Genomic DNA, 17544 nt, shown 5'->3' with positions numbered 1-17544 from the left:
CCGGTTCCGGCACGGGGAGAAGCGTGAAGTCCGTAGGGCGCAGAGGAACAGCGGCACAGGTGGCGGCCGCGGGGGCGGTGATCGCACTCGGCGCGGCCGCCGGTGCTCCGGCGGCGTTCGCCGACGGTGGAGTCACCCAGGCGTGGGCCGTCATCACCGCCCCGGGCCAGATCAACCTGGCCGGAAGCGGCCCGGTCGCCCCGTACGTGACCTACTCCTTCGCGGACGGCGGAGCAGAGGTGCCGCTGCCGGAGAACGCCAAGTTCGTCATCGACGCCAGCGGCCTCAAGGGCGTCGCCACCATCAAGGCCAACCACGAGCAGTGCACGGTGTCCGGCGCGGTCGTCACCTGCCTGGACAACGGCAACCTCCACGGCCCGTGGGAGGCGTTCACGCTGACGCCCGAGCCCGGTGCGAAGCCGGGTGCGCGCGGCACGATCACCTACGAGGTGACGGCGGACAAGGGGACCAGTGACACGGACTCGTCCACCGTCGTGGTGGGCTCCCCGAAGCTGGTCGCGGGCAAGCTGCCGGACCGGAAGGGCCTGAAGACCGGCGACACGGTCGACCTCCCCATCGCCGTACGGAACGACGGTGACCTGCCCGCCGAGCGCGTCGAGCTGCGGCTGCGCGGAATTCCCGGCCTCACCTTCGCGAACAGGCCCAAGAACTGCTGGTTCGACGAGGAATACGACGGCCGCCCGGAGGCCCACTGCATGGTGGACGCCACCGTGGAGCCGGGCGCGTCCGCGAAGCTCAGTAACCCGCTGACCGTCAAGGTCACCGACAAGGCGCTCGCCACCTGGGTCGACTTCTCGGCCGAGGCCGTGCCCGCGGGCAGTAACGATCCGCTGGGCGGCACGCGGGGCACCGACGCCCCCCTCGCTTTCGGCCCGTCCGCCGGCGGGGAGTTCGAGACGAAGGCGGAGAGCACGGTCCGCCTCGACGCCGACCACCACGCGGACTTCGCCGCGCGGGGCGGTGCCATCGAGCCGGCGAAGCGGGAGCCCGCGACCGGCGTGCTCCGCTTCGGCCTGGACAACCGCGGCCCGGCCGCCGCGTACCGCCGGGACGGCGAGCCGCTGCTCTACGCGGACGTCACGCTGCCCAAGGGCGTTACGGGCGCGTGGAACGAGCTGGACGAGGAGCCGGACGACGACACCGACGGCGCCTGCCTGACGTATGTCGCCGAGGGCCGGACCAAGCCGTTCGAGCCGGGCCACAGCCGCTACCTGTGCCCCGAGGCATCGAACGAGCTGCCGGGCGGCGGCCAGTCGTATGTCCTCGGCGTGAAGATCGCCAAGGGCGCCGACAAGAAGGCCGAGGGCACGGTCAAGCTGGTGCCGGGCCCGGCGGGCTTCGACCGGCGCGACCCGGACGCCGGCAACGACACCGCCGCGATCACCTTCAAGGACGCCCCGGGCGGCAGCTCGGGCGGCGCGTCGACGGGCGGCGGGGACGGGTCCACGGGCGGCTCGGGCGGCACCGGCGGCGAAACGGATCCGGGCGACGGCTCGGACGGCCCCTCCGACGAGGCGGGCTCCTCGGGCTCCTCGGGTTCCGCGGGCTCTTCGAGCTCCGGTGGCTCTTCGGGCTCCTCCGGCGGCTCTGACGGCGGTTCCCTGGCGCTCACGGGTGCGGGCGGCGTCGGCCTGCTCGCGGGCGGCGCGGCGGCCGCGCTGACCGTGGGCGCGGCAGCGGTGGCCATCACCCGCCGTCGCCGCCAGACCCCCGAGGCCTGACCCATCCGCCGAGCGCCCCGGCGCCGCGACACATCACGCGGCCGGGCGCCCGGGGCACCGAACGCGGGGCGGGCCCGGGGGCGAACCCGGGTGGACCCGGGACCGAACCCTGGGCGGGCCTGGGAGCGAGCCCCGGGGCGCCCAGGGCGCCGAACGGGGGACGGGACCCGGGACCGAACCCTGGGCGGACCCGGGGCCGAACCCGGGGCGGGCCCGGGACCGGACCGCGGGGTGGACCCGGGAGCGAACCCCGGGGCGGGCTTAGGACCGTGCCCCCGGGCAGGCCCCGGGCCACGTCCCTGGGGCGCCTGGGGCGCCTGGGGCGCCTGGGGCGCCTGGGGGCGCCGGACGCGGGGCGGGCCCGGGAGTGAATCCTGGGGCGACCGGGAGCGAACCCCGGGGCGAGCCGGGGCCGACCTCCGGGGCGGGCCCAGGACCGTGCTCCCGGGCAGGCCCAGGCCCGCGTCCCCGGACGGGTCCAGGCGACTCCCGACGCAAGGCCGGGACCGCCCCCTGGGCGAGCCACGGCCGCACCACGGGCGGACCCAGCGCCGCGTCCCCGGACGGGCCAGGCGACTCCTGGCGCAGGCCGGGACCGCATCCTGGGGCGGGCCCACGGCCGCACCCGGGCGGGCTTAGGCCCGCGTTCCCGGGCCACCTCACCCCGCCCCATCACCGCGTCCCCGGGCCACCTCACCCCGCCCCGTCACCCGCCCGCCACCCGCGACATGCCACGCCCGACTTTAAGTGCTAAGCCGATTTTGTCCGGTTAGCACTTAAAGTCACCCCATGCCCACACCACATGGACCCCGCGGCGGAATGGCGTTCAGCGCGGACGAGCTGCGAGTGCTCAGACGCGCCCTCGCCATCGCCCTCCAGCCCACCACCGTTCCCGCGCTGCCCGGCCCCGGCCGGACCCAGGAGGTCCAGGAGTGCCTGCGCCTCGCCCGAGCCGTGGACGCGGCGGTCCGCGAGGGCGGGCGGATGCGCGCCTTTCTCCTCGCCGAACTGGCCCGCTACCGTGCCGCCCTCCCCGGCGCCGCCCCCGGCTACGTCGATCAGCTGCGGCGCGCGCTGGCTGCCGGATACCTGCCGTTGCCCGAGGACCTCGCCGCGCTGCGGCGGCTGTGCGCCGCCCCGTCCGGCGCGGTCGAGAGGGCTCGTCGCCGCGCGCTGCTGAGCCAATGCGAGCGGGTCGCCGAGCGGCGGGTGCGGGCCGTACTCGCGGACCGCGTACCAGGGGCGACGGTGCCGAGCCCGACGGACCACTCCGGTGGAGTGGTGCCCAGGCCGATGGACCGTCGCGATGGGGCGGTGCCGATCCCGTCGGATCACTCTGATGGAGTGAGGCCGATCCCGTCGGATCACTTCGATGGAGCGGTGCCGAGCCCGGCCGACCAACCCGCGGCGGCGCCCAGGGTGACCGGCCCCGTACCGGGCGGCGCCCCGCACCGCGTCCCCGGCGCCCCGGCCGCGCGTCACGCCTTCGGCCCCCTCAGCCCGCACCGCGTGCCCGGCGCACCGCACCCGGCCTTCGGCGCCCCCGCCCACCGCCGTTCCGCCCCGTCACCCCGCTCCCGGGCCGTTCACCCGCTCCGCCCCGGCGGAGGCCGGCTGCTGGCGCTGCCCGGCGGGCTGGCCGCCGCGCGGGGGCAGGGCGCCACGGGCAAGCCCGAGGAGGCGCCGCGCAGCGACCCCAAGCCCGAGCCGCGCAAGAAGCCGGAGGCGCCCGAGCGCAAGCAGCCCCAACGAGCGCAGCCCGATCGCAAGCAGCCCCCCGACCGCGGGCGGCCCGGCCGGGGGGCGCCGAGCCCCGGCAGGCCGGTGCCGACCCCGGCGGAGGTCTTCCCGCCGAAGCGCCGCCCCGCCCCGCCCGCCGGGGCCTGTCTCCCCGCGGACGGGGGCGGCCTGGCCGCCCGTACGGCCTGACCCGGCCACCTGCTGCCCGTACGGCCTGACCTGGCCACCTCGCCGCCCGTACGGCCTGACCCGGCGACCGGCCGCCGCCGCCCCGGGACTCCGCGGCTCCGACCCGCCGCGGCCCCGGTCCCGGGGGCGCGGTCGGCCCCCGTACGACGCCCCGTAATCTGGAAGCCTCACGCAGAAGGAGGCCGAAGGCCATGGATTACGTCTCCGCGCTGGTCCCGCCGATCGTGATGGCGGTGGCCTTCACCGCACTGATCGTGACGATCGTGAAGAGTCAGGGCGGCCCGAACAAGGCCAAGGAAGACGCCGCGGTGGACAGCGCGCTGGCCCGCGCCGAGGCGGCCCGGCAGTCGCAGGGCGCCGAGCAGGCCTGACAGGCGCACGGCACCGAGCGGCCGACCTGGCGCCGGGCGCGCCAGAGGCACTTCAAGGGGCGTACCAGCGGGCGTACGACCCGGCGATCCACCCACGCGCCGGGCCGTACGCCCGTTTCGCTACCGAAATTAAACGGGCATTCGCGACATCTGCCACTATTATTCTCTTGTGCCTCGGCCATTGGGAGACCTCGAAGACGCGGTCATGACGCGGGTGTGGAAGTGGAACCGCCCGGTCACCGTCCGAGAAGTGCTGGAAGATCTTCAGCAGGAACGGTCCATCGCCTACACGACCGTGATGACGGTAATGGACAACCTGCATCAGAAGGGCTGGCTGCGCCGGGAAGAGTCGGGCCGGGCCTATCGATATGAAGCGGTCTCCACCCGCGCCGCCTACTCCGCCGCACTCATGAACGAAGCGTGGTCCGCCAGTGACAACCCCGCGGCCGCGCTCGTCGCGTTCTTCGGGATGATGTCCGAGCAGCAACGGGAAGCGCTCCGCGATGCCATGCGCGTCGTACAACTCGACGAGCCCGGCGAGAGCCCTGGTGAACAGCGCCGCTGACCCATGAGGATAGCGTCCGGCTATGTCCGCTGTATCAAAAGTCGTCACCGTCCGCCGAGCCCGGACCAGCGATGTCCGCGCGGTGCGCCGCCTCATCGACGCCTACGTCGCCGATCGCATCCTCCTCGACAAAGCGACCGTGACGCTTTACGAGGACATCCAGGAGTTCTGGGTCGCCGAGCGGGACACCGACGGCGAGGTGATTGCCTGCGGTGCGCTGCACGTCATGTGGGAAGACCTGGCGGAGGTGCGCACTCTCGCCGTCGATCCCGCCGCCAAGGGAACTGGTGTAGGCCACGCGGTGCTGGACAAGCTCTTGCAGACGGCGCGCTGGCTCGGGGTGCGGCGCATTTTCTGCCTCACCTTCGAAGTCGACTTCTTCGCCAAGCACGGGTTCGTCGAGATCGGAGAGACGCCGGTGGACGGTGATGTCTACAGTGAGCTGCTGCGTTCCTATGACGAGGGTGTCGCCGAGTTCCTCGGACTCGAACGGGTGAAGCCGAACACCCTTGGCAACAGCCGGATGCTTCTGCAACTGTGATCGCGCGTCCTATGTCCGAATCGCTCCCTATCTCGGACCTCGGGAAGAGAGGCTTCCCTCCCGGCTAACTCCCCACACTTCCCCCGCGGCGGCCCCCGGAGGTGTCCGCTGGGATCGGTCGAAGCTTCCCGGGGGTTTGTGTTTTTCCGGGAAAAGCGGTTTCCTAATGCCCCGTACTGTATTTACTGGGGGGTGCCCTTGGAGAGCAGGTGTGCCTCCCCCGGTTTTCTGTGAAAGGAATCCCCCGTGGCCCAGAAGGTTCAGGTCCTTCTTGTCGACGACCTTGACGGCGGCGAGGCGGACGAGACGGTGACGTTCGCGCTGGACGGCAAGAGCTACGAGATCGACCTCAACACCGCGAACGCCGACAAGCTCCGTGCGGCGCTGGAGCCCTTCACCAAGAGCGGCCGTCGCACCGGTGGCCGTGCCGCGACCGGCCGCAGCCGGGCGCGTGCCGGTGTGGGCAGCAGCCAGGACACCGCGAAGATCCGCGCCTGGGCGAAGGAGAACGGCTACGAGGTCAACGACCGCGGCCGTGTTCCCGCGACCGTGCGCGAGGCATACGAGAAGGCCAACGCCTGACGGCGCTGGGCACCCAGCAAACGGGCGCGGTGACACTCCGTCGCCGCGACGCCCACCAGCCGTACGAGATCGGGGGCGCCCCCATCGCCCCCGACGCCTTCGCGCCATCCCTGCCGGAGGCAGGGGGTCGGCAGCGTCGGCTCCACGTCGCACCCCGGCTCGGGAGGGCGCAGCCAGAAGGCGGCCCCCTGCGAGCGACGCCCCCGCGCCCCCGGGGGGTCGGGCGCGAGCATCCTGCCGCCCGATCCGAGGGCGGTCAGATCCAGCGGGATGCCGCCCCACTCCAGCCAGGCGAGCAGCCCCGGCAGCTCGTCCGCGCCGCCCGCGGCCACCAGCAGCCGCATGCGGCGGCCCTCGACCGCGACCGGGCCGGTCCGCGGCACCCGGCGCAGCACCGCGCACCCCGCGTCGGCCGGCAGCTCCAGCACATCGAAGCGCACCCCCGTGAGCAGCTCGACGGGGGCGCTGCCGGTTGTCGGCCAGCCCAGCTCCCGCTCGTACCACCGCCGTACGGAATCAGTCATGTCCGGAACAACTCCCGGGAGCGGAGCGAAGTTACGCTTCGTGTGTGCGGGAATGCGCACTGTGGTGGCAGTGGGGGGTGTGCGACAGGTGAGGGGGCGCAAGGTTGTTCGCTCGTAGCGGAGCGAACCGGTGCGCGCCGCATGGAGTGTCACTCCTTGCGGGTAAGACAGTCCTAGTGGGCGGGGGTGACCCCGCGTGTCGGGTACTCGGCGTTCGCCATCGGCGTACTGATGGCGGGCGTAGATGCCTGGCCTGCGGGAACATCGTCTCGCACCATCGAGTTGGAGCAGTTGTCGGCTGTTCGGGCAGGAGATTCCCCGCGGAAGAGGGGGTGATCCGGACGGGTGTCGGCAGTTGGAATGAGCTGTCCCCTGTTGCGGGACTAGCATGCGGAAGGACAGGGAGGGGATCGTCCCCGATCTTTCTGACCGCTCTGAGGAGCGATTAACGATGTTCGAGAGGTTCACCGACCGCGCGCGGCGGGTTGTCGTCCTGGCTCAGGAAGAAGCCCGGATGCTCAACCACAACTACATCGGCACTGAGCACATCCTCCTGGGTCTCATCCACGAGGGTGAAGGTGTCGCCGCTAAGGCCCTGGAGAGCCTCGGCATTTCGCTTGAGGCGGTCCGCCAGCAGGTGGAGGAGATCATCGGCCAGGGCCAGCAGGCCCCGTCCGGCCACATTCCCTTCACTCCCCGTGCCAAGAAGGTCCTGGAGCTGTCGCTCCGCGAGGCCCTCCAGCTCGGCCACAACTACATCGGTACGGAGCACATCCTGCTCGGCCTGATCCGCGAGGGCGAGGGCGTCGCCGCCCAGGTCCTCGTGAAGCTGGGCGCCGATCTGAACCGGGTCCGGCAGCAGGTCATCCAGCTGCTCTCCGGCTACCAGGGCAAGGAGGCCGCCACCGCCGGCGGCCCGGCCGAGGGCACCCCCTCGACCTCCCTCGTCCTGGACCAGTTCGGCCGCAACCTCACCCAGGCCGCCCGCGAATCCAAGCTCGACCCGGTCATCGGGCGCGAGAAGGAGATCGAGCGGGTCATGCAGGTCCTGTCCCGCCGTACGAAGAACAACCCGGTCCTCATCGGCGAGCCCGGCGTCGGCAAGACGGCGGTCGTCGAAGGACTGGCCCAGGCCATCGTCAAGGGCGAGGTGCCCGAGACCCTCAAGGACAAGCACCTCTACACCCTCGACCTCGGTGCCCTGGTCGCCGGCTCCCGCTACCGCGGTGACTTCGAGGAGCGCCTGAAGAAGGTGCTCAAGGAGATCCGCACCCGCGGCGACATCATCCTGTTCATCGACGAGCTCCACACCCTGGTGGGTGCGGGTGCCGCCGAGGGCGCGATCGACGCCGCCAGCATCCTCAAGCCGATGCTGGCCCGCGGTGAGCTCCAGACCATCGGCGCGACCACGCTGGACGAGTACCGCAAGCACCTGGAGAAGGACGCGGCCCTTGAGCGCCGCTTCCAGCCGATCCAGGTCGCGGAGCCGTCGCTGCCGCACACCATCGAGATCCTCAAGGGCCTGCGCGACCGGTACGAGGCGCACCACCGCGTCTCGATCACCGACTCCGCGCTGGTCGCGGCCGCCACCCTGGCCGACCGCTACATCTCCGACCGCTTCCTGCCGGACAAGGCGATCGACCTGATCGACGAGGCGGGCTCCCGGATGCGCATCCGCCGGATGACCGCGCCGCCGGACCTCCGCGAGTTCGACGAGAAGATCGCCGACGTGCGCCGGGAGAAGGAGTCCGCGATCGACTCGCAGGACTTCGAGATGGCCGCGGGTCTGCGCGACAAGGAGAAGCAGCTCCTCGCCGCGAAGACCAAGCGGGAGAAGGAGTGGAAGGCCGGCGACATGGACGTCGTCGCCGAGGTGGACGAGGAGCTGATCGCCGAGGTCCTGGCCACGGCCACCGGCATCCCGGTCTTCAAGCTCACCGAGGAGGAGTCCAGCCGCCTGCTCCGCATGGAGGACGAGCTCCACAAGCGCGTCATCGGCCAGAAGGACGCCATCAAGGCGCTCTCGCAGGCCATCCGGCGCACGCGAGCGGGCCTGAAGGACCCCAAGCGCCCCGGCGGCTCCTTCATCTTCGCCGGTCCGTCCGGTGTCGGTAAGACCGAGCTGAGCAAGACCCTGGCCGAATTCCTCTTCGGCGACGAGGACGCGCTCATCTCGCTCGACATGTCGGAGTTCAGCGAGAAGCACACCGTCTCGCGGCTCTTCGGCTCCCCGCCCGGATACGTGGGCTACGAAGAGGGCGGCCAGCTCACCGAGAAGGTGCGCCGCAAGCCGTTCTCCGTCGTCCTCTTCGACGAGGTCGAAAAGGCCCACCCGGACATCTTCAACTCGCTGCTGCAGATCCTGGAGGACGGTCGCCTGACCGACTCCCAGGGCCGGGTCGTGGACTTCAAGAACACGGTCATCATCATGACGACCAACCTCGGCACCCGGGACATCTCCAAGGGCTTCAACCTGGGCTTCGCCGCCCAGGGCGACGTGAAGACCGGCTACGAGCGGATGAAGAACAAGGTCAACGAAGAGCTCAAGCAGCACTTCCGGCCCGAGTTCCTCAACCGTGTCGACGACACCGTCGTCTTCCACCAGCTGTCGCAGGAAGACATCATCCAGATCGTCGACCTGATGATCGCCAAGGTGGACGAGCGGCTCAAGGACCGCGACATGGGCATCGAGCTCAGCGGCGACGCCAAGAAGCTGCTCGCCAAGAAGGGCTACGACCCGGTGCTGGGTGCGCGTCCGCTGCGCCGCACGATCCAGCGCGAGATCGAGGACACGCTGTCGGAGAAGATCCTCTTCGGCGAGCTGCGCCCCGGTCACATCGTGGTCGTGGACACCGAGGGCGAAGGTGAGGAGAAGAAGTTCACCTTCCGCGGTGAGGAGAAGTCGGCACTGCCGGACACGCCGCCGATCGAGTCGGCGACGGGTGGGGCGGGGCCCAACCTGACGAAGGACGCGTAAGCGTCCGGATCGCGTGACGGGATCGCCCCGGACCGTTCCTTCGGGAATGGCCTGGGGCGGCTTCGTTTTTGCGCCCGTTTTCTCTACGCCCGTGTTCTTCTGCGCACCCTGAGGCGGTCGCCGAAGAGTTCGGCGCCGATGACGCGCATGGTGTCGTTGAGCACCGTGTTGATCGTCAGCACGAGATTCGTAAGGTCCGCCAGCGGCGTCACATCCAGCTCCTCATGCCCCCTTTCCGGGAAGCTGAAGGAGAGCTTGGTGAGGGAGGGGAACGCCCGCCGCAGCTCGGCCACGTCGATTCCGTCCGACAGGCCCATCAGGAAGAGCTCGCGGACGCCCGGCAGGGCCTGATCCAGGTCGCGGATGGACTGCGGGCAATCGAGCAGCCTCAGCTGGCGCAAGGCGGGTTGGTCGCGCAGGAAGGCGATGTCGGTGAGGTGGGGATTGTCGCGGAACGCCAGATGGCTGGGGGCGATCGCGGCGAGATGGCGGCGGAGTTCGGCCACCGGGAACGGTCCCCGGACGACGAGGCGGCTCAGCGGACCGATGTGCCGCAGCAGCGCCAGTTCCTCACGTCGGCAGACCATCAGCGACAGATCATCCAGCCGAAGCCGCGCCAGCACTTCGGTCGCGTAGGGTTCCGCCGGGTAGTGCAGCCACCCATCCGCCAGACCCTGGCGCACCAGCTTGCTCTCGCTGTCGGCGAAACGCCGCGCGTACGGGATCGCCTCACGGCCGCCCAGCGCGCCGATGAGCCTGGCCACCCGCCATGCCGCCGGTTTGTCCAGACCGCCCGGCCCGGGAAGGTAGGGCAGCAGACCCGGCCCCAGGGACACCAGCCGGCCCAGTGAATCGGAGGACGGGGGCAGCATCGCGCGGATACGGTCGTCCACCTTCCGCCGTACGCCGTCGGCCAGCACCACCGTGTCCAGTGCGCAGCGCGCGGCGAGGATGTGCAGCTGCTCCCGCTTCTCGACCCTCGCCGGGACGGCATCCCCCTGCTCGATGAGGCCCTCGATCAGCTCCCCCAGCTCGCCCGGTCGGCAATGGCCGATGGCCATCAGGATGACGTCCTGCCACTGCTCGTCGCTCGCGTGCCGCAGCAGTTCCTTCAGCCCTCCGCCCTCCACCAGGGCCTTGGCGGCCAGGTAGTCCTGAAAGGTGCGGTGGATGAACTGGACGTCGCCGTCGCCGCGTTCCTGGAGCAGGCCGCTGCGGTTGAGCAGATGCGTCAGTACGGCGGCGGGGGTGCCCTGTTCCCGTACGCGCGGCATCAACCGCAGCGCCAGGTCCAGCTGTTGTTCGGCCTCAGCGCGGGACAGTTGTGCCTGGCCGCCCCGGACCAGCCACACGGCGATCGCCTGGAGCAGTTGCAGGTGCTCCTCCACGCCCATCCGTATGCCCTCGGGAGTGCAGATCCGGCGCTGGTTGTCCCGATCGCCCAGCAGCATGGACAGCGTGGCCCGGTACAGCTCCCAGCGCGTCTCCGGCAGCAGGCCGCCCCGGCGGCGGTGCAGGGCGCAGATGACCGCGCAGAGCAGTGGCGTACCGGCGAGCACGCGCAGCGCCGCGTTGCGCGCGAACTGCTGCTTGAGGTCCTCCTCCAGCTCGGCCAACTCCGCCTGGTCGGTGGAACCCAGACGCGCGGCGCGGTGCCAGGCGGCGACGAACGCCTGGACGTCCTGCTCGCGCATCGGCAGCAGCTTCAGTTCCTCGAACCGCTCCGAGCGCAGCCAGTCGGCGTCGACCGCGCCGGGCCGTACGGTGACCAGGCACCGGGTCTGCGGGTAGAGAGCGAGCAGTTCCGACAGCCAGGCGCGGGCCTCCGCACGGTCCGCGGCGGGCACCTCGTCCAGTCCGTCCACGAGGAGGAACGCGCGGCCGGAGGCCAGCACGCGGCGGGCCCAGCCGTCGGGCGGGTCATCGGACAGGACACCGGCCACGTTCGGCAACTGCGCCGGACCCGGGAATCCGCCGCCCTGCGCGCGCAGCGCGCGCAGCGGCACCACGAACGGGACCAGCCCGTCCAGGGCGGCCAGCTCCGGTCCGAGCGTGCCGCAGGCGGTGTGCGCGGCCAGCCACCACACCAAGGTGGTCTTCCCGGCTCCCGCCTCGCCGCGCAGCAGCACCCGCGGCCGGTCGGCCAGGAGATCGTGGACCCGGCCGGGCTGGCTTCGGGGATGGACCGGGCCTTCTCCGGGCTCCTGTCCGCGAGGCGGGGACTCGGCCTCAAGGGTGAGGTACGCGGCGTCCAGGTCCCACGTGGCGTCACTCGTGCTCAGCGCGTCGATGCCGAAGACCCGGGTCTTGCCGTATCGGGCCCGCAGCGCGCGGGCGTACTCCTCCTCGAAGAGCTGGTCGTGCGGGTGCACGTCGCTGACTTCCGACCACTGGGCGAGCAGCCGCCCGCGCCCCGCCGCGTACGGAGCGTGCGTCCGAGGCCCGACCCGTACCGGTTCGGCCGACGCGTACGGACCGTCGCCGTCCAGCTGGTAGAAGACCGACACCACCGGGACGGCCTCCAGCCGCCGGTGCAGCCGCCCGCGCGGGACCTCCTTGACGACGCCCAGCAGCACCGGGCCCGCGAAGACCGGGGCGCCGGACAGCCCCTCGTACGCCGAGCCGCCGTCGTCCGGATCCGCCACCGACCCGCGCGCCGTCTCGAAGACCAGGGCGTCGCGCATCGTCCCGGCCATCGGCAGCACGCTGCCCTCGTACTGGTCGTATTCGATGTGGCCCGCCTCGTCGTAGCGCTGGACGGCGGGGAAGCCGACGATCTCGCAGTGCGGCAGCGGGGCGCGGGTGGCGAGCCTGCCCAGGCGGATCCGGCCGAGCCGGGCCGTGTCCGCCGCGCCGAGCAGGGGATAGGCGCTGTACAGCACCGCGGCGTCCAGCCGTTCGTCCAGCCAGGCGACCTTGCACGGCACATCGCCGGCGCGGGACGGATGGGCCACCGACACGGCGCGGCGGCCCGCCACCACATGGGCGCTGGTCATGACGGTCCGCTCGGTGAGCAGGACGCCGCTTCCCTGGCCATCCGCCGTGAGGACGACGACGGCGCGGTCGGTGGGCCGGAGCGTGCCGCTCACGAGTCACCCGCCCCCGCGCCGTGACCGAAGCGGTCCGTACTCCCCCGGATGGGGCTGCGGACCCGCCACGGGCTGCCGGTGCGGGCGTCCTTCGCCTTCAAGGTGAAGGAGACCTTGTGGGTCCGGGCCTCGGACCGCGTGTGGTCGGCGCCCGCGTCCACCACCCACGCCTTCACCCGGCCGCCGCCCTTGGTCTCCTTGCGGAGTTCGACCGTGAACTCCATCGCGATGTCGCCGAGTTCGAAGACCACGTCCTGACCGTCCGCGCGCGCGGCGGCGGCGAGCAGTTCGTCCCGCACGGCCTGGACGGCGTCGGCGAGTGGGATGTGTTCGGGGTCGGGTAACGCGTCGCTCATGTCGGGAGTCCCGTCAGTCTCGGTGGCCTGGCATGGGTGGTGATCTCGACGCCGTCCAGGCTCTGTGCGCCGGTCACCGCCGCGCGGGCGATCGAGACCGTCTTCAGCTCGGCGAGGGCGGCCAGCGGGGCCAGGTCGATCCGGCCTTCGTCGGGGCTGCTGCGGAACGTCACGCGGAGGTGGCGCAGCTCGGGGAAGCACCGGGCGATCCGAGGGACGTCCAGCTCTTGGTGGTAGACGTCGAGTTCGAGCCGGGTGAGGAGAGGGAGCGGGGCGCGGGGTATCCGCGGCCCCGGCAGGGTGAGGCGAAGCTGCTCCAGGGTGGTGAGCCTCTCCAGCCCGGCGGGCAGGTCCCGGGGCGGTGGCGGCGCCCAGTCCAGGCTGTGGAGGGACAGCCCGGCCAGCGGGGCCACGTCGATGACCGGGGCACACCGGGTCAGGACGAGGGTGCGCAGCCCTTGGAGGTGGCCGAGGCAGGCGAGGTCGGTGACGTGGCCGCGGTCCAGCCGGAGGTGGGTGAGCTGTCCCGGGGGCAGGAGGGTACGCAGGCGCTCCTTCTCAAAGGCGCCGCGCAGCATCAGCATGCGGTGGCCGTCGGCGAGCAGCATGCGTGCGTGCTCCTCGGTCTCCGCCGTGAGGTACAGGTCGTCCCGGGCAAGGCGGGAGACAACCTCGTCGTAATAGCGCTGGGTGTCGAAGCGCGACCAGCTTGAGGCGAGTTGGGACCGCACCGGGAGGAACGGGTGGCGCACGAACTGCTGTAGGTACGGGATCGCGGCGTCGGTGGGTATGTGGGTCGCCGTGATCACGCATGCTTCGGCTGCCTGATCGATTGCTTCGGCCTCGTTTGTGATGGAGGCGCCCAGCCGCGTGAAGGCCGTCACTCTGTCGGGCAACTCGGCGAGGGGCGGCAGCAGTTCCAGGGCCAGCGGTCCCACCTCGGCCAGCTCGCGGGCCGCTGTGGCGCCAAGAGGGGGGACGACCAACGTCAGACGGTCCATGACCTGGTCGCGGACGCGCGGGTCGAGGTCCGGTGCGTGCTCCAGACAGGCCGCGGCCAGCAGCAGGAGGCGCATCCACGCGGGTTCTTCGGGCAGACCGGCGCGCCCCAGCAGCCCGCTCAGCAGATCCGCCCGCTCACGAGGCCGCGCGTGCGCCACCGCCATCCGGGTCACGTCCTCCCACTGGCTGCTGTGGGAGTTGTTGACCAGCAGGCCGAAGTCCCCTTGCTCTACCGCCGCCTTCGCGCCCAGGTGGTCCTGGAACGTGCGGTGGACGAAGTCCACGGCACCGGCGGCCGGTTCGCGGAGGATGCCACTGCGCAGCAGGAGGTGGTCCAGGACCTCCGGGGCGCCGCCCAGGGCCTGTGCGGAGGGGACGGACGGCAACGCGTCGGCGATGATCCGTTCCGCCTGGGTACGGTCCAGCTCCGCCTGGCCGTTGCGGATCAGCCAGTAGGCGAGCCGCTGGAGGAGCTGGACCTGCGGCTCCTCGTCCAGCAGGACGGGGATCTCCCGCTCGGCGTCCCGCCGGGTGAGCAGCATCGACAGCGCCGCGTCGTACAGCGCCTTGCGGCCGGGCGGCAGATAGCCGTGACGCGCCCGGTGCAGGGCGCAGACCAGGCCGCACATCAGCGGGTTGGTGGTCAGTCTGCTGAGATCTTGCTTGGTGGCGACGGCGGTGAGCAGCTTCCTCTGGTACGTGTCCAGGGCTGCCCGCTCGTCCTCGTCCCGGCAGGTGGTCCGAACCGCGTCGTGCCAGCGGCCGATGAACGCCGTGACCTCGTCGCGGCCCATCGGGGAGAGCGCGAACTCCGTGAAGCCCTGGCCGGACAGCCAGTCGTCGGCGACGGCGGAGGGGCGCGAGGTGACGAGCCACAGGTTGCCGGGGTAGGCGATGAGCAGGTCGTCCAGCCAGGCGCGGGTGCGTTCCCGGTCGCGTTCGGGGATCTCGTCGATGCCGTCGACGAGCAGGACGCCGCGCCGGGCCGACAGCACGCGGTCGGCCCAGCCGGGCGGCTGGGCGCCGTGCAGCGGGTTGCGGACGGCGGCCAGGAGGCGGTCCGGGGTGGGCAGCGCCTCCTGGCGGGCGATGGTGCGCAGCGGCAGCACGAACGGGATGCGGCCGATCAACTGCTCCATCCCGGCCGGGGGCCGCTGCGCGGCGGTCGCGACCGCCAGCCACTGGACCAGGGTGGTCTTGCCGGAGCCCGCCACGCCGCGCAGCAGGACCCGGTCGTGGCCGGACAGGGCCTGGTCGGCGGGGCGCGGGGCGGCCTCGGCGGAGGTCTCGGAGTCCTCGTGCCGGGGTATCGCCTCCAGGCTCAGATAGGCGGCGTCCAGCGGCCAACTCGCCTCCGCCCGGCTCAGATCGACGCCGACGATGGACAGCGTGCCGTACTTGGCGGTGACGTACTTCGCGTACCGGTGCTCGAAGCCGGCGTCCTCGGCGGACTGCGCCGGCAGTCGGCCGATGAGGACGTCGACCTTCGTGATGAGTTCGCCGAGCCGGCCGCTCTGCTCGACGAGGGTGCGGGCGACGAAGGTGGAGCGCTGGGTGAAGAAGTGCAGGATGTGCAGGCAGGTGGTCTCCAGCAGGCGCTGGTACAGGAGGGCTGCGGACGCGCTGAGGTAGCGGTCATGGCCCTGTTCCCCGGCCGTGCCTCCGAGTCGCTGCGCCAGGGCGCGATGTCCCAGCCGCACCGCCTGTACGTCGTCCATGTCGAGGTCGCCGAGCCCGCCAAGCGCGTGAGCCAACGCGTCCGCGACCGCCTGCTCCTCGTCGGCCGGGCAGGGGCGTTCCCCCGGCCCCGCGGCGGCCACGGCCTGCTCCACCAGCTTGGCCGCCAGCTTCCGCAGATCCTTCTCCGTAAGAGTCCGCTTCTCCCCCTTGAACGAGACCAGTGAGGAGATGCGGACCGGCTTGTCGACCAGCCCCGCGCCCGCCCCCTCCCTCACGAACAGTTTCCTGACCAGCGGTGCCACCGCGGTCGATGCCAGGCGTGCGCCGATTGCTCCCGGATCCACGCCGGACAGGCTACCGCCGGCGAGGGGGCCGTTGGTCCCGAACCGGACATGTGGAAAGTCCCGGCGGAAAGGCGTCGATCTTATGTCCCGGTGACATGCGGCACAGGGGTTTTCCCGTCTACGACCCGGAATAGGAGGTGTGAGGTGAAGGCGTCCGGGACTTTCGGCCCCAGGTGCCCGGGACTTTGGTCCGTGAGGGGGGTGGGGCGGTCGTTCTGGTTATTGTTTCCGCAGCTCAGGGTGGGTGTGGAAAAGCTTCTCTCATCCTTTGGGAGGAGGTCCTGTCAGCCTGTTCGGTGATGTCCCATGCCGTCGCGAGGTGTTATTTCCTCGGCTTTCTCTACGAGGGCGGCTAGTAGCAGCGCCTGTTGGCGGCACGGCGATCGCGGGTTACCAAGGAATGGCCATCCCGGCGCGCTGCCGGGATGCATTCATGTTCTGGCGGTCGTCCCGAGAGGCAGTTGTAGATGACGAAGCACCCCCTGACCCGTACCGCGCGCACGTCGGCCCTGCGAACCCGTGCCGCCGTTGTGGCCGCGGGCCTGGGAGCGTCGGTCGCGCTGGGGGCCGGGGTGGCGCTCGCCGCGGACGCCGACGTTTCGCGGACGACCATGCTGACCGCCGCCTCGGCGAGCGTCGCCGACGATGTGCGGGCCCAGGCCGACACGCAGGCGCGGGCCGCCGCGAAGGCCGTCGCCGCGAAGCAGGCCGCCGACCGGGCCGCGAAGCAGGACCGGGCCGCGGCGAAGAAGAAGGCGTCGCGTGGCGCCCCGCGTCCCGCGGTGAAGAGCGTCAGCGACTGGACCTCGCCGCTGCGCTCCTTCGTGCTCGGCTCCACCTTCGGCCTCGCCGGCGACCACTGGTCGCACAACCACAGCGGTCAGGACTTCGTCGTGCCGACCGGCACCTCGGTGAAGGCCGCCCACGGGGGCGTCGTCGTCAAGGCGGGCCCCAACGGCGGCGGTGACGGCCCGGCGTACGGCAACGCGATCGTGATCCGGCACGGCAGCGCCACGTACACCCAGTACGCGCACCTGTCGCAGATCAAGGTGCACGTCGGCCAGTCGGTGGGCAAGGGGCAGGAGATCGGCCTGTCCGGCAACACCGGCAACTCCACCGGCCCGCACCTGCACTTCGAGGTGCGTACGACGCCGAACTACGGCACGGCGGTCGAGCCGCTGAAGTTCCTGCGCGGCCACGGCGTGGGGATGTGATCGCCGGGGAGCGTCACCGGGAGCGGTGAGCCTCCGTGAGCAGATCGAGGGCGACCTCGAGGACGGCCTTGCGCTTGTCCTCGGGGTCGCCCTCGACGTCGTGCAGTGCCATCAGCCCCACGTGCATGGTGAACATCGCGGCCGTGGTGCGGACGTGGTCGGTCAGTGCCGCGTCCGGTGCCCTGAGCAGGTCGGACAGGGTGACCAGCCGCTCCTTGAACGCGCCGCCGATGCTGAGCTCCCGTACGGTCGCCTGGTTCTCCTGGAGGAAGCGGAAGACCGGGGCGGCGTCGGCCAGCGCCTCGCTGTAGCGGCGCAGCAGCTCCTTCTTGGTCTCCAGCGTGTGCGGCTGGGCCTGGCCCCACTCGATCAGCTCGTCCAGCAGCCGCCCGAGGTCCTCGACCACGCTGAGGACGATGTCCTCCTTGGTCTTGAAGTGGTAATAGAGCGCTGCCTTGGTGACCTCCAGCCGCTCGGCGATCTCGCGGAGCGAGGTCTTGTCGTAGCCGCGCTCGGTGAAGAGTTCCAGGGCGACGTCCTGGATGCGCTGACGGGTGTCCCCTCGGCGCGGCTGCGTGCTGGCCACGGTGGCCTCCCCAAGAAACTTACTTGACGACCGGCTAGTGGT

13 protein-coding genes are annotated in these 17544 nt (G+C 71.4%); 8 read left to right on the top strand and 5 right to left on the bottom strand.

Annotated features, from left to right (window positions below):
- Positions 1-23 precede the first annotated feature (23 nt).
- The 6 genes from ACQUSR_RS14330 (at position 24) to ACQUSR_RS14305 (ending at position 5730) form a co-directional block, all read left to right on the top strand.
- Positions 24-1742, top strand: a complete 1719-nt coding sequence (locus ACQUSR_RS14330; RefSeq protein ID WP_431042953.1) for a hypothetical protein — start codon at positions 24-26, stop codon at positions 1740-1742.
- Positions 1743-2531: 789 nt separating this feature from the next.
- Positions 2532-3671, top strand: coding sequence for a hypothetical protein (locus ACQUSR_RS14325; RefSeq protein ID WP_431042952.1), 1140 nt, complete (start codon positions 2532-2534; stop codon positions 3669-3671).
- A 191-nt stretch (positions 3672-3862) separates the two neighbouring features.
- Entirely contained in the window at positions 3863-4042 is a 180-nt protein-coding gene (locus tag ACQUSR_RS14320; RefSeq protein ID WP_304463182.1) for a hypothetical protein, read from the top strand.
- Between the two features lie 169 nt (positions 4043-4211).
- Positions 4212-4607, top strand: coding sequence for a BlaI/MecI/CopY family transcriptional regulator (locus ACQUSR_RS14315; protein ID WP_431042951.1), 396 nt, complete (start codon positions 4212-4214; stop codon positions 4605-4607).
- Between the two features lie 22 nt (positions 4608-4629).
- On the top strand, positions 4630-5148 hold the full coding sequence (locus ACQUSR_RS14310; protein WP_431042950.1) for an amino-acid N-acetyltransferase: 519 nt from the start codon (positions 4630-4632) through the stop codon (positions 5146-5148).
- 246 nt (positions 5149-5394) lie between these two features.
- Complete coding sequence (locus tag ACQUSR_RS14305) at positions 5395-5730, top strand: histone-like nucleoid-structuring protein Lsr2 (RefSeq protein WP_431042949.1); 336 nt, start codon at positions 5395-5397, stop codon at positions 5728-5730.
- Here ACQUSR_RS14305 and ACQUSR_RS14300 read toward each other — a convergent pair.
- Complete coding sequence (locus ACQUSR_RS14300; RefSeq protein WP_431042948.1) at positions 5661-6254, bottom strand: SCO3374 family protein; 594 nt, start codon at positions 6252-6254, stop codon at positions 5661-5663. The genes ACQUSR_RS14305 and ACQUSR_RS14300 overlap by 70 nt on opposite strands.
- A 451-nt stretch (positions 6255-6705) precedes the next feature.
- On the opposite strand from ACQUSR_RS14300, the gene ACQUSR_RS14295 reads away from it, so the two are divergent.
- Positions 6706-9231 carry an ATP-dependent Clp protease ATP-binding subunit gene (locus tag ACQUSR_RS14295; RefSeq protein ID WP_304463187.1) on the top strand — a complete coding sequence of 842 codons (2526 nt, stop codon included), beginning with the start codon at positions 6706-6708 and terminating at the stop codon, positions 9229-9231.
- A gap of 83 nt (positions 9232-9314) precedes the next feature.
- Here ACQUSR_RS14295 and ACQUSR_RS14290 read toward each other — a convergent pair whose 3' ends face one another.
- The 3 genes from ACQUSR_RS14290 to ACQUSR_RS14280 are packed head-to-tail and all read right to left on the bottom strand — an operon-like array spanning position 9315 to position 15702.
- Positions 9315-12320 carry an NACHT domain-containing protein gene (locus ACQUSR_RS14290; protein WP_431042947.1) on the bottom strand — a complete coding sequence of 1002 codons (3006 nt, stop codon included), beginning with the start codon at positions 12318-12320 and terminating at the stop codon, positions 9315-9317.
- Complete coding sequence (locus ACQUSR_RS14285) at positions 12317-12676, bottom strand: trypco2 family protein (protein WP_431042946.1); 360 nt, start codon at positions 12674-12676, stop codon at positions 12317-12319. The genes ACQUSR_RS14290 and ACQUSR_RS14285 overlap by 4 nt, the downstream gene beginning before the upstream one ends.
- A complete protein-coding gene (locus tag ACQUSR_RS14280) occupies positions 12673-15702 on the bottom strand; it encodes an NACHT domain-containing protein (protein ID WP_431042945.1) in 3030 nt (1009 codons plus the stop codon). Before ACQUSR_RS14280 ends, ACQUSR_RS14285 begins: the two co-directional genes overlap by 4 nt.
- Positions 15703-16169: 467 nt before the next feature.
- Here ACQUSR_RS14280 and ACQUSR_RS14275 point away from each other — a divergent pair, with 467 nt between their 5' ends.
- The gene (locus tag ACQUSR_RS14275) at positions 16170-16916 is read left to right on the top strand and encodes a M23 family metallopeptidase (RefSeq protein WP_431042944.1); all 747 of its coding nucleotides are present in this window, start codon (positions 16170-16172) and stop codon (positions 16914-16916) included.
- Between the two features lie 13 nt (positions 16917-16929).
- Here the strand turns inward: ACQUSR_RS14275 and ACQUSR_RS14270 are convergent, their stop codons facing one another.
- Positions 16930-17502 carry a TetR/AcrR family transcriptional regulator gene (locus ACQUSR_RS14270; RefSeq protein WP_431042943.1) on the bottom strand — a complete coding sequence of 191 codons (573 nt, stop codon included), beginning with the start codon at positions 17500-17502 and terminating at the stop codon, positions 16930-16932.
- Positions 17503-17544 lie beyond the last annotated feature (42 nt).

It is taken from the genome of Streptomyces sp. P1-3 (assembly GCF_050613155.1).
In the GTDB taxonomy this organism is placed as follows: Bacteria; Actinomycetota; Actinomycetes; order Streptomycetales; family Streptomycetaceae; genus Streptomyces.
The sequence above is the reverse complement of the archived record's forward strand: the minus strand, read 5'-3'. Positions and strand labels throughout refer to the sequence as shown.